This is a genomic window from Mucilaginibacter sp. 21P (assembly GCF_019331605.1).
Lineage (GTDB): Bacteria > Bacteroidota > Bacteroidia > Sphingobacteriales > Sphingobacteriaceae > Mucilaginibacter > Mucilaginibacter achroorhodeus.
Genome location: NZ_CP063061.1, coordinates 1,746,985 through 1,760,273, shown reverse-complemented (window position 1 = coordinate 1,760,273; position 13,289 = coordinate 1,746,985). Strand labels below are relative to the sequence as shown.

Sequence of the window (13,289 nt, the reverse complement as noted above, 5' to 3'; positions counted from 1 at the left end):
GCTGTCTTTTAGCTTAATGAAGCTAACAAATGTCCCTAAAAATCCTTTAATTTGGCAAAACTTATTTTTTGTACGAATGCTTAACCTGAAGAAACTTATTGAGGATGCCTGGGAAGACCGCAACCTTTTAAACTTTGGTGAATATACTAACGCCATTGAGTCTGTTATTGACCGTTTAGACAAAGGCGAGATACGCGTTGCTGAACTTATTGGTTCTCGTTGGCACACTAACGACTGGGTAAAGAAGGCAGTTATACTATACTTCCCGACCCGTGCAATGGAAGAAATTAAAACAGGCCCGTTTGTGTTCCACGATAAAATGAAACTAAAAACAAACTATAAGGAGCTTGGCGTACGCGTGGTACCGCATGGTATTGCCCGTTACGGTGCTTACCTGGCTAAAGGCGTTATCATGATGCCATCTTATGTAAACATTGGCGCTTACGTAGATGAAGGCACTATGGTTGATACCTGGGCAACAGTAGGTTCATGCGCGCAGATTGGCAAACATGTTCACCTTAGCGGTGGTGTGGGCATTGGTGGCGTGCTGGAGCCTGTTCAAGCTTCTCCTGTAATTATTGAGGATAACTGTTTCCTTGGTTCGCGCGCCATAGTTGTGGAAGGTGTACACGTTGAATCTGAAGCTGTATTAGGCGCTAACGTAGTTTTAACGGCATCAACCAAGATCATTGACGTTACAGGTTCAACGCCGGTGGAGTATAAAGGCCGAGTCCCTGCGCGTTCAGTTGTTATTCCGGGTTCTTACACTAAACAATTTGCTGCCGGCGAATACCAGGTGCCATGCGCTTTGATCATTGGTAAACGCAAAGAATCAACCGACAAAAAAACGTCTCTTAACGATGCGCTGAGAGATAATAACGTTGCGGTTTAAATAGATATGAGATGTTAGATTTGAGATGTGAGATAAGCTACCGCATATCTTGTAAAATTTAGATGATGCAGACTGTCTCAAATCTCAAATCTCAAATCTCAGATCCCCGAATACTTATCCGGCTTCCCAACTGGCTTGGCGATGTGGTGATGGCTACCGCATTTGTTAATGCTGTAAAAACCCAGTACACCGATGCCACTATTGATGTGATCATCAAAAAAGAGTTGAGTGGCATTGCTGAAGTCATACCGGGCATCAATAAAGTTCATCTCTTTTCCAAACAGGATCATCCCGGCTTAGGCGGTGTTTACCGCTTCGGTAAAGCATTACGGCCTGAGCGGTACGATATCTTTTTTAACCTACCTCATTCGCTTTCATCATTTGTAATGGCCTGGGCAACCGGCGCTAAGCAACGCATTGGTTTCCGTAAAGAAGGTGGTATTTTCCTGCTTACCAGATCTGTTACAAAGCCCGCTGGTGCGCACCGGGTGGATGAATATATCCATCTCCTCGAAGCTTTTACAGGGAAAGCCTCTACCAAAAGAAAAATTGAGTTAAAAGCCAATCCTGCTAATATTTCCAATACTGTTATCATCAACTTTAATTCCGAAGCCTCATCCCGTCGTATGCCGGTTGATAAAGGCAGGAATATCATCAATACACTTACAACTCATTTTGCAGAGTTGAATTTTGCTTTTGTAGGTTCACCTAAAGAGGCAGCTTTTATAGATGAAATACTTTCAGGCTTAGATAACCAGCTTCGATTGCAAAATTTAGCAGGTAAAACTAATTTAAAAGGCTTGGCAGAACTTATGGCAGGCAGTAAGGCGGTATTGACAACAGACTCCGGCCCTGCTCATCTCGCCAACGCGCTGGGTGTACCTACCATCGTTTTATTTGGCGCCGGGGATGAGAATAACACTGCACCTTACAACAAGGATAACCTGCAGGTAATACGTTATGGCCAACTGGAGTGTGAGCCCTGCGTGCGTAACACCTGCAAATTATATGGTGTTCCCAAATGCATGCAGTTATTAGATGAGAAAAGAATTTTAAAAGCCTTAAGTTTGTGCCTTAATTATGCTTAAAGACGAAGTTAACAAGGCGCTTAAAATAGTACAAGACGGTGGCATTATCCTTTACCCTACCGATACCATTTGGGGCATTGGCTGTGATGCCACTAATACCGATGCCGTTAAACGCATATTCGCGCTTAAACAACGCGAAGAAAGCAAAAGCATGATCATACTGGTTGATGTGGATAACAAACTACAAAGCTACATACAGAAAGTTCCGGATATTGCCTACACATTGATAGAATACGCCGAAAACCCGCTTACACTGGTTATGCCGGGCGCAAAAAATATCTCTCCTGCCCTTATTGCCGAAGATGGCAGCGTTGGCGTACGCGTTTCAACCCATCCGTTTTGCCAGCAGCTGATACAACGCCTGCGTAAACCTTTGGTTAGTACATCTGCCAACATTAGCGGAGAACCTTCTCCTGAGTATTTTGGCAAGATCTCGCAGGAAATTATTGATGGCGTTGATTACGTGGTTGATGTTGACCAGTATTTAACCGAGGTTAAAAAGCCATCAACCATTATGCGGATAGCTCCTAACGGCACTTTTGAATTTATTCGCCGTTAAGAAGTAAAATACTATTTTTGCTGCAAATACAAGCCTGTTCGCAGCTTAACCCACCATGAAACAACACCTGCAACATCCGGTATTTTCTGTTATTTCTAAACTTGCTGCCGAAAAAAATGTACAGGCTTACGCAATTGGTGGTTACGTGCGTGATATTTTCCTTAACAGAACCTCAAAAGATATCGATGTTGTGATTTTAGGCAACGGTATTGATTTCGCCGAAGCTGTTGCTGCCCAACTCAACGTAAAACTATCCGTATTTAAAAACTTTGGTACGGCCATGCTGCGCTACCAGGATGTAGAAGTAGAGTTCGTTGGCGCACGCAAAGAGAGCTACCGGTCTGATTCGCGTAAACCTATTGTAGAAAACGGCACGCTGGATGATGACCAAAAGCGCCGTGATTTTACCATAAACGCGCTGGCTATCTCTTTGCACCCTGATAATTACGGTGAATTGATAGATCCTTTCGGTGGTATAGTGGATCTGAATAATAAGTTGATCCGCACGCCGCTTAACCCGGTAGAAACTTTCTCTGATGACCCGTTGCGCATGATGCGGGCCATCCGCTTTGCTTCGCAACTGAGCTTTACCATTGATCCGGTGGCTGTCGCTGCCATCAAAAGCAACCTGCAGCGCATTAAGATCGTATCGCAGGAGCGTGTTACTGATGAGCTGAATAAGATCATCCTATCGCCTGTACCTTCTGTTGGGTTTAATTACCTGTTTGATACCGGTTTGCTGCACATCATCTTCCCTCAAATGGCGGGGCTGTACGGTGTGGAGATAATTAACGGCAAAGGCCATAAGGACAATTTTTACCACACCCTGCAGGTTCTGGATAATATCTGCGAAGCTACCGGCGACCTTTGGTTACGCTGGGCTGCCATTTTGCATGATATAGCCAAGCCGGCAACCAAACGTTTTGAACAGGGCCACGGCTGGACGTTTCACGGTCACGAGGATAAGGGTGCCCGCATGGTACCTAAGATATTTACGCAGCTTAAGTTGCCTTTAAACGATAAGATGAAGTTTGTGCAAAAGCTGGTGCAATTGCACCTGAGGCCGATCGTTTTGTCGCAATCTATCGTTACTGATTCTGCCGTGAGGCGTTTGCTTTTTGATGCAGGCGAGGATATTGAGGCACTAATGCTGTTGTGTAAAGCAGACGTAACTACAAAGAACGAATATAAGGTAAAAAAATACCGACAGAATTTTGAGCTGGTTCAGCAGAAACTAAAAGACGTTGAAGAACGCGATAGCATACGCAACTGGCAGCCGCCTGTAACAGGGCTTGATATCATGCAGCTATTTGGCATTAGCGAGGGGCGCGAAGTGGGTATCATTAAAAATAAAATACGCGAAGCCATACTTGAGGGCGAAATTCCTAATGACAGAGATGCAGCAATCAGCTTCACAATTGAAAAAGGCAAAGAAATTGGCTTGAAAGTTGTGGAAAACTGAATTTGAATTTAACTATCTATTTTTGACAAAAAACTCACTTAAATAAAATGGCACTATACAGGTTCAGGATCACCTTTGAAGATTACGATGATGTTTCGCGCGATATTGATATCAAATCGAACCAAACCTTCGAAGATCTTCACAATGCAATCCACCAATCTACCGGCTACAAAGCCGATTACCCTTCGTCTTTTTACGTGAGCAACGATCAATGGACCAAGGGTGATGAAATTACCTATATGCCCAACCAAAAAAGGATCGATAGAAAGATACCTTTAATGGAAAAAGCAAAATTAAGCAGCTACATTGACGATCCTCACCAAAAATTTTACTACACTTTCAACTTTGATAAGCCCTTTGATTTTCATGTGGAACTGATGAAGATCATTTTGGATGAAAATCCAGCTGTAACTTACCCAAGCGTTGTACGAAGCGTTGGTGAAGCGCCTAAACAATTCGGAAACGTTTTCAACCCTACGGTAATTTCTTCAGCTGACGAGGATTTTGATTTTCTTAATGAGATGCAATTTAACCCGGAGGATGCAGAAGACTTTTCTGAAGTTACCGATACAGATTCAGTAAGTCCGCAGAAGGCTCACGGTATAGATGAAGAAGAACACGACGAAGAAGAGGAAAGTGAAGAAGACGAATTTGGCTTTGGAGACGATGATAATTTTGAAGAGGACGACCGCCGCAGTGGCCGTAACGATGATTATTAATTAGAAGGTAGTTGGTGGTTCATAGTTCATGGCAAAGAACCTATGAACCATGAACTATAAACCATTCTCTGCCTATGAACAATACAAGCCCCACATTAATTGTAATTGCCGGTCCTACAGCTTCTGGTAAAACAGCCGCAGCTATCCAACTGGCGCAGCATTTAGATACAGTTATCATATCTGCCGATTCGAGACAGTTTTTCCGCGAAATGTCTATAGGCACGGCTAAACCAAGCGATGCCGAATTAGCAGCCGTTCCCCATTACTTTGTTAATTCACATAGTGTAACAGAACCGTTTTCTGTTGGCGATTACGAACGTGAATGCCTGCACTTATTGGATGAGCTTTTTAAAGCCAACAAAACTGTAGTTATGGCCGGCGGATCGGGCCTTTACATCAAAGCCGTAACGGAGGGCTTTGACGATATCCCCGCTGCCGACCCGGATATAAGAGACCGACTGAATACAGAAATGGCCATAAACGGCATTCACGCGCTTCAGGAGCGCCTGAAAAGTGTTGACCCGGATTACTATCAACTTGTAGACGTGAACAATCCACAGCGTATTATACGTGCCTTAGAGGTGTTTGAGGCAACAGGTAAGCCGTTCTCCGCTTACCTCACGGCTAAAGGTAATTCCCGCCCTTTCAATATCATCAAACTGGCATTAGATATGCCCCGCGAAACATTGTATGACCGTATCAATAAACGCGTTGATCTGATGATGCAAAATGGTTTATTAGCCGAGGTGGAAGCTTTGGTTAAATACAAACACTATAATGCCTTGAACACGGTAGGCTACACAGAGCTATTTGATTACCTGGCAGGAAAGGTAAGTCTTGATGACGCTATTGAACAAATAAAGCAAAATACCCGCCGTTTTGCAAAACGGCAACTCACCTGGTTCAGAAAGGATAAGGATATTATTTGGTTAGATACCAGTGATATCAATCTTACCGAAAATATCATTGCCACCATTGACAGGCTATTGCCTTCATCATAAAAAGAGCAGGCTGTTAGCCTGCTCTTTTTAATTCAAAATCTTTTCAACTATTGTCTAAAACCGATTGCAGATATGCCCCGTAACCGCTTTTGGCATATTTTTGCGCCAATTCCTTTAATCTGTCAGCATCTATATAGCCCATTAAATACGCTACTTCTTCAATACAACCTATTTTTTTTGACTGGCGTTTTTCAATCACCCGTACAAATTCGGTAGCATCGCTCAATGAGTCGAAAGTGCCGGTATCTAACCAGGCTGTACCGCGGTCCATTACACCAACATGCAGATTACCTTGCTTAAGGTATTCTTTATTTACATCGGTTATTTCGTACTCGCCGCGAGGAGAAGGTGCGATATTTTTAGCTATTTCAACTACGCTGTTATCGTAAAAATACAAACCCGGTACAGCGAATTTTGATTTTGGCTGCTGAGGTTTTTCTTCAATAGATATGGCTTTATTATCGGTATCAAATTCAACAACGCCGTAACGCTCAGGGTCGGCAACCGGGTAGGCAAAGATAGCTGCGCCATCTATATTGCTAAAGCTTTGCAACAACTTGCTGAAACCCGATCCATAAAAGATATTATCGCCCAGCACCAGGGCCACTTTATCTTTACCCACAAACTCGGCACCTATTACAAAGGCTTGTGCAAGGCCATTTGGTTTCTCCTGCACTGCGTACTCGAATTTACAGCCTAACTCCTCACCCGTGCCTAAAAGGCGTTTAAAACCAGCGTTGTCTTCAGGCGTAGTGATGATCAAAATTTCGTTTATCCCTGCAAGCATTAATACCGACAGCGGATAATAGATCATCGGTTTATCATAAATAGGCATCAGTTGTTTGCTTATAGCCTTTGTTATTGGATAAAGCCTTGTGCCCGAGCCACCAGCTAAAATGATACCTTTCATAGTATAATGAATGTGTGATTTAGTGAATTTAGAATTGCTTATCTAATTTTCCAGTTTACTGATGCAAACCTTTAAACTATCCTCCCATTGTGGAATATCAAGATTGAATGTTTGTTTGATTTTTGACTTATCCATCACAGAATACACCGGTCTTTTGGCCGGCGTTGGGTATTCAGTTGTAGGGATAGGTAATACTTTTACGCCGGTACCTGCAAGCTCGTGTATCTGCTTTGCAAAGCCATACCAAGTGGTACTACCATCATTAGCGTAATGATACAGGCCATATTTAGTTATGCCTGAGCTGATAATTTCAGTTACGGTCTTTGCAAGGTCAATGCCGTAGGTTGGCGTACCTGTTTGATCATTGATCACTCTTATCTCACCTCGTTCTTTGCCGATGCGCAAAATGGTTTTTACAAAATTGTTGCCGTACTCTGAATACAACCAACCGGTACGGATAATGAAATACTTGTTTAAAACAGTTGGAATAACAAGTTCGCCATCTAATTTAGATCGGCCATATACGCTTACCGGTGCCGTTGTGTCTTCTTCGTTCAAGGGCGTGCTCCCGTCACCACCAAATACAAAGTCGGTTGAAATATGGATGAGGACCGTATCATAGGAATTGCAAAGATCTGAAAGGTTTTCTACACCTGTTTTATTGACAGCGTACGCGGTTTCCCGGTCGTTTTCAGCTTTGTCAACCGCGGTGTAAGCTGCGCAATTGATACAGTGAGTTGGATCATGCTTAGCGAATAGCTTTTCCAATGAATTTACATCAAGAATATTTGCCTCCGATTCATCAGGAAAGACGTAGCCTTCAAGCGCCTTGTCTTCAACTACCTCTTTCAGGCAGTTACCTAACTGCCCCGATGCACCAAAAACTAAAATCTTTTTCATAAAGTTTCTAAAGAAGCTTTAACCTTTGTATTTATTCAAAAAATCAGCGTAGGCCAATTTAATACCATCAGCCAGTTCGGTTTTATAAGACCAGCCTTTTTCGGCCAGCTTAGAAACATCCATTAATTTACGTGGAGTACCATCCGGTTTAGTGGTATCAAATTCAAGTGTGCCGTTATAGCCCACAATATCTTTTATTAATATAGCGAGGTCTTTTATGGAGATCTCTTTACCACTACCGATGTTGATGAACCCTGCTTCATCATAATTTTGCATTAAATAGTAGCAGGCCTCTGCCAAATCATCAGCAAATAAAAATTCCCTCAAAGGCGAACCGCTACCCCATATGGTAACACTTGGGGCGCCTTGCTCCTTTGCTTCATGAAAACGGCGGATCAACGCCGGCAGCACATGCGAGTTTTGCGGATGGTAATTGTCATTATAACCGTAAAGGTTAGTAGGCATTACCGAGATAAAATTACAGCCATACTGCGCACGGTAGGCATCGCACATTTTAATGCCCGAGATCTTGGCAATGGCATAGGGCTCGTTAGTTGGTTCTAACAAACCCGTAAGCAATGCATCCTCGTGCAGCGGTTGTGGCGCCATCTTAGGGTAGATACAGCTCGAACCCAAAAACATCAGTTTTTTAACGCCATTAACATGCGACGAGTTGATGATATTATTTTGGATCTGCAGGTTGTCATAAAGAAATTCTGCACGGTAAGTGTTATTGGCTACAATACCTCCCACTTTAGCAGCTGCCAGGAATACATACTCCGGCTTTTCGGTGGCGAAAAAATCAGCTACTGCCTGTTGGTTACGGAGATCAAGTTCCGATGAAGTGCGCGTTATCAGATCAGTAAAACCTTCGTGCTGCAGTTTACGCATAATTGCAGAACCCACCATACCACGATGGCCCGCTATAAATATTTTAGAATCTTTGTTCATTTTTAAAGTTCATTGGTTCATCAGTTCATTAGTTCGTTGGTGGCATAATGGCAAGTGCTATATCTCTAACTTTACCTTAATAAACCATTGAATAAGTTAACTAATGAACTATTATGCCTGCCCCATTGTGCCGCCAAAATTCATGGGGAATGCCGGCGGATCATTCTGGATCTTGATACGGCCGTGGGCCTCTTCAAAGCGGTCTATATTATCTTGCAATGCTCCAACTAATCTTTTTGCATGTTCTGGAGTTAGTACCACGCGCGATTTAACCTTGGCTTTTGGAACACCCGGCATTACACGGATAAAATCGACAACAAACTCTGAGCTTGAGTGCGTAATAATAGCCAGGTTTGAGTAGATACCCTCGGCCATTTCTTCGCTTAGTTCAATGCTGATTTGGTTTTCGTTCTGTTCTTCCATAGCGCAAAAGTAGTTAAAAAAAGCAAAGCCTTCCGTTTGCACAGAAGGCTTTGCTAAAGTATTTAAAAAATCTGATTAAGCTTCTACTTCCTCAGTTTTAGAGGCCATTAAGCGGTCAAACTCTTCCTGAGAACCTACGCGGATATTTTCATAATCACGCATACCGGTTCCTGATGGGATCAAGTGACCTACAATAACGTTCTCTTTCAGGCCAAGCATGTTATCGCGTTTACCGGCGATAGCTGCTTCGTTCAGTACTTTTGTAGTTTCCTGGAACGATGCCGCAGAGATGAACGATTTGGTACCTAATGATGCCCTTGTGATACCTTGAAGCATTGGGCTTGAAGTTGCAGGGATTGCGTCCCTTACCTCAACCAGTTTCATATCACGGCGTTTCAACATTGAGTTTTCGTCTCTCAGTTTACGCAATGAAATGATCTGACCAGCTTTCAGGTTTGTAGAATCACCCGGCTCAACAACAACTTTCTTGTCGTAGATGTCGTCGTTCTCCATCATGAAATCCCAGCTGTCAACAGCTTCTCTTTCAAGGAAACGGGTATCACCTGCATCCTCAATAGCTACTTTCTGCATCATCTGGTGAACGATAACCTCAAAGTGTTTATCGTTGATCTTCACACCCTGTAAGCGGTAAACCTCTTGTATACCGTTTACCAGGTACTCTTGCACAGCAGCAGGGCCTTTAATTGCAAGGATATCTGCCGGAGAGATAGAACCATCAGACAATGGCATACCAGCTTTAACAAAGTCGTTATCCTGTACAAGGATGTGTTTAGACAATGGTACAAGGTATTTTTTAACCTGTCCGTCTTTACTTTCAATGGTTATCTCGCGGTTACCACGTTTAACACCACCTAAAGTTACCACACCATCAATCTCAGTTACAACTGCAGGGTTAGATGGGTTACGTGCTTCAAATAACTCGGTTACACGTGGAAGACCACCCGTAATATCTCGCGTTTTACCGGTTGAACGAGGAATTTTAGCAATAACTTGTCCGGTTTGCAGTTTGTCGCCTTCATCTACAGAGATGTGAGCACCTACCGGGATGTTGTAGCCTTTAACAACATTACCTTTATTATCTACTATCTGTATAGCAGGGTTTTTGGTTTTGTCGCGTGTATCTATAATTACTTTTTCGCGGTGACCTGTTTGCTCGTCGCTTTCCTCACGGAAAGTAACACCTTCTAATACCGACTCAAACTGAGCGATACCTGCAAACTCAGAGATAATTACCGCGTTGTACGGATCCCATGAACAGATACGGTCGCCTTTAGTAACGGTTGCACCGTCTTTAATGTACAGGTATGAACCGTAAGGTATATTGTTGGTTACAATTACCTTGTTGGTACCTGCCTCAATGATACGGAACTCGCCAGAACGGCCTAATACCACATCAACAGCGCCATCTTCGGCAGTTTCGTAACTAACGGTGCGTACGTTTTCAAACTCGATAACACCATCAAATTTAGCGTTGATCTGTGATTCAGCCGCGATGTTTGATGCAGTACCACCCACGTGGAAGGTACGAAGTGTTAACTGTGTACCCGGCTCACCGATAGACTGTGCGGCAATTACACCAACAGCCTCGCCCATTTGCACGCGTTTACCGCTTGCAAGGTTACGGCCATAACATAATGAACACACACCACGCTTGCTTTCGCAAGTTAATACTGAACGTATCTCAACACCCTCAAGCGGAGAGTTCTCTATTTTCTTAGCGATCTCTTCAGTGATATCTTCACCGGCAGCTACTAAAAGCTCATTGGTGATAGGGTCATGAACATCGTGCAGGGTTGTACGGCCCAAGATACGGTCGTATAATGGCTCAACAATATCCTCGTTATCTTTTAATGCAGTTGTGTAGATACCACGTAGTGTACCACAATCAACCTCACCTACGATCATATCCTGTGCTACGTCATGTAAACGACGGGTTAAGTAACCAGCATCCGCTGTTTTCAACGCCGTATCCGCCAAACCTTTACGCGCACCGTGGGTAGAAATGAAGTACTCCAATACCGACAAACCTTCTTTAAAGTTTGAAAGGATAGGGTTTTCAATGATCTCACCACCTGAACCTGATTTTTGCGGCTTAGCCATCAAACCACGCATACCTGCAAGCTGACGGATCTGCTCTTTAGAACCACGTGCACCAGAGTCAAGCATCATGTAAACAGAGTTGAAGCCCTGGTTATCGTTGCTAAGGATATCCATTACGTTCGCAGTTAAGCGGTTGTTGATACGTGTCCAGATATCGATGATCTGGTTGTAACGCTCGTTGTTGGTAATGAACCCCATGTTGTAGTTATTCATCACTTCCTCAACTTCTTTTGAAGCCTGGTCGATCAGTTTAACTTTTTGCTCCGGAATGTTGATGTCTTTAAGGTTAAATGAAAGACCACCACGGAATGCCATCTGGAAGCCTAATTCTTTGATATCATCCAGGAACTGTGCTGCGCGTGCCATACCGGTAGTTTTCACTACCTCACCAATAATATCACGTAGTGATTTTTTGGTCAACAACTCATTTATATAACCTACCTCTTCTGGTACGTGCTGGTTAAATAACACGCGGCCTACAGTAGTTTCAATCAATTTAGTAACGATGCTGCCATCGCGCTCTTTAACACGGCCTTTTACTTTAATAAAGGCGTGCAGGTCAATTTTCTTCTCGTTGTAAGCGATGATCACCTCTTCTGCAGAGTAGAAAGACAGATCCTGACCTTTAACAACACGGGTCTCATCAGTTTTACGGCCTTTGGTTATGTAGTACAAACCAAGCACCATGTCCTGAGATGGTACCGTAATTGGTGTGCCATTTGCCGGGTTAAGGATGTTGTGCGATGCAAGCATTAATACCTGGGCTTCCAAAATTGCTGCGTTGCCAAGCGGTACGTGCACAGCCATCTGGTCACCGTCAAAGTCGGCGTTGAACGCGGTACAGGTTAATGGGTGCAGCTGGATAGCTTTACCTTCAACCAGTTTAGGCTGAAACGCCTGGATACCTAACCTGTGCAGTGTAGGCGCACGGTTTAGCAATACAGGGTGGCCTTTAAGTACGTTCTCCAAAATATCCCAAACTAATGGGTCTTTACGGTCAACTATCTTTTTGGCAGATTTTACTGTTTTAACCACACCGCGCTCAATCATTTTGCGGATGATAAATGGTTTAAACAGCTCGGCAGCCATATCCTTTGGTAAACCACACTCATGCAGTTTAAGGTTAGGGCCTACAACAATTACCGAACGTGCAGAGTAGTCAACACGTTTACCCAAAAGGTTCTGACGGAAACGGCCTTGTTTACCTTTCAGGATATCTGAAAGTGATTTCAAAGCACGGTTACCTTCGGTTTTAACCGCGTTAACTTTACGTGAGTTATCAAATAACGAATCCACAGCTTCCTGCAACATACGTTTCTCGTTACGTAAAATTACTTCCGGTGCTTTTATCTCGATCAAACGTTTTAAACGGTTGTTACGGATAATTACACGGCGGTAAAGGTCGTTTAGATCGGAAGTAGCGAAACGGCCACCTTCCAATGGTACTAACGGGCGTAACTCAGGAGGTATAACCGGAACGATCTTAACGATCATCCACTCAGGGTTATTCTCGATACGTGTTTTTGAACCACGGAAAGCCTCAACAACCTGAAGACGTTTTAACGCCTCGTTTTTACGTTGCTGCGAAGTTTCGTTAGCTGCCTGGTGGCGCAGGTTGTATGAAAGCTCATCTAAATTGATGCGGCGTAACAATTCCTCAAGCGCTTCGGCACCCATTTTAGCCACAAATTTTTGTGGGTCTTTGTCATCCAGGTACTGGTTTTCTTTTGGTAAAGTATCCAGGATATCCAGGTATTCTTCTTCTGTAAGGAAATCCATTTTCGAGATCCCGTCAGATTCTTTAACACCCGGCTGTATAACTACATATCTTTCATAATAAATGATCAGGTCGAGCTTTTTGGTTGGCAGGCCCAGCAGGTAACCAATTTTGTTTGGCAACGAGCGGAAATACCAGATGTGCGCAACCGGAACCACCAGATTGATGTGGCCCATACGCTCGCGACGAACCTTTTTCTCAGTTACTTCAACACCACAACGGTCACACACTATACCCTTGTAACGAATACGTTTGTATTTACCGCAATGACATTCATAATCTTTAACCGGACCAAAAATACGCTCGCAGAACAAACCATCACGCTCAGGTTTGTAAGTACGGTAGTTAATGGTCTCCGGCTTTAAAACCTCACCGCTCGAACGCTCCAGGATAGACTCCGGAGAGGCCAAACTGATGGTAATGGTGGTGAAGTTACTTTTGATTTTATTATCCTTTTTGTAAGACATAGTCTCCTCTTTTTTTAAT

General features: G+C 43.4%; 11 protein-coding genes. 6 read left to right on the top strand and 5 right to left on the bottom strand.

What is annotated here, in order from left to right:
- Nucleotides 1–76 precede the first annotated feature (76 nt).
- From INP83_RS08025 to miaA, 6 genes are all read left to right on the top strand, one after another.
- Entirely contained in the window at nt 77–892 is an 816-nt protein-coding gene (locus INP83_RS08025) for a 2,3,4,5-tetrahydropyridine-2,6-dicarboxylate N-succinyltransferase (protein WP_146269543.1), read from the top strand.
- 62 nt (nt 893–954) lie between these two features.
- The gene (locus tag INP83_RS08020; RefSeq protein WP_219126996.1) at nt 955–1,980 is read left to right on the top strand and encodes a glycosyltransferase family 9 protein; all 1,026 of its coding nucleotides are present in this window, start codon (nt 955–957) and stop codon (nt 1,978–1,980) included.
- Entirely contained in the window at nt 1,973–2,539 is a 567-nt protein-coding gene (locus tag INP83_RS08015) for an L-threonylcarbamoyladenylate synthase (protein WP_219126995.1), read from the top strand. Before INP83_RS08020 ends, INP83_RS08015 begins: the two co-directional genes overlap by 8 nt.
- 55 nt (nt 2,540–2,594) lie before the next feature.
- On the top strand, nt 2,595–4,001 hold the full coding sequence (locus INP83_RS08010; RefSeq protein ID WP_219126994.1) for a CCA tRNA nucleotidyltransferase: 1,407 nt from the start codon (nt 2,595–2,597) through the stop codon (nt 3,999–4,001).
- A gap of 47 nt (nt 4,002–4,048) precedes the next feature.
- Nucleotides 4,049–4,720, top strand: coding sequence for a plasmid pRiA4b ORF-3 family protein (locus INP83_RS08005; RefSeq protein WP_146268829.1), 672 nt, complete (start codon nt 4,049–4,051; stop codon nt 4,718–4,720).
- A gap of 74 nt (nt 4,721–4,794) precedes the next feature.
- Nucleotides 4,795–5,721: a tRNA (adenosine(37)-N6)-dimethylallyltransferase MiaA gene (gene miaA / locus INP83_RS08000; RefSeq protein WP_219126993.1), complete on the top strand. Its 927-nt coding sequence runs from the start codon at nt 4,795–4,797 to the stop codon at nt 5,719–5,721.
- Between the two features lie 43 nt (nt 5,722–5,764).
- On the opposite strand, the gene rfbA is transcribed toward miaA, so the two are convergent.
- The 5 genes from rfbA to rpoC all read right to left on the bottom strand — a co-directional run bounded on the left by rfbA (nt 5,765) and on the right by rpoC (nt 13,270).
- Entirely contained in the window at nt 5,765–6,631 is an 867-nt protein-coding gene (rfbA, locus tag INP83_RS07995; protein ID WP_219126992.1) for a glucose-1-phosphate thymidylyltransferase RfbA, read from the bottom strand.
- A 42-nt stretch (nt 6,632–6,673) separates the two neighbouring features.
- Nucleotides 6,674–7,531, bottom strand: a complete 858-nt coding sequence (gene rfbD, locus INP83_RS07990; protein WP_219126991.1) for a dTDP-4-dehydrorhamnose reductase — start codon at nt 7,529–7,531, stop codon at nt 6,674–6,676.
- Between the two features lie 18 nt (nt 7,532–7,549).
- The gene (locus INP83_RS07985; protein ID WP_219126990.1) at nt 7,550–8,482 is read right to left on the bottom strand and encodes a GDP-L-fucose synthase; all 933 of its coding nucleotides are present in this window, start codon (nt 8,480–8,482) and stop codon (nt 7,550–7,552) included.
- Between the two features lie 111 nt (nt 8,483–8,593).
- Nucleotides 8,594–8,905 (bottom strand): DUF3467 domain-containing protein, encoded by a 312-nt coding sequence (locus INP83_RS07980; RefSeq protein WP_146268834.1) that lies wholly within the window; start codon nt 8,903–8,905, stop codon nt 8,594–8,596.
- A gap of 75 nt (nt 8,906–8,980) precedes the next feature.
- On the bottom strand, nt 8,981–13,270 hold the full coding sequence (gene rpoC / locus INP83_RS07975) for a DNA-directed RNA polymerase subunit beta' (protein ID WP_146268835.1): 4,290 nt from the start codon (nt 13,268–13,270) through the stop codon (nt 8,981–8,983).
- Nucleotides 13,271–13,289: the final 19 nt, after the last annotated feature.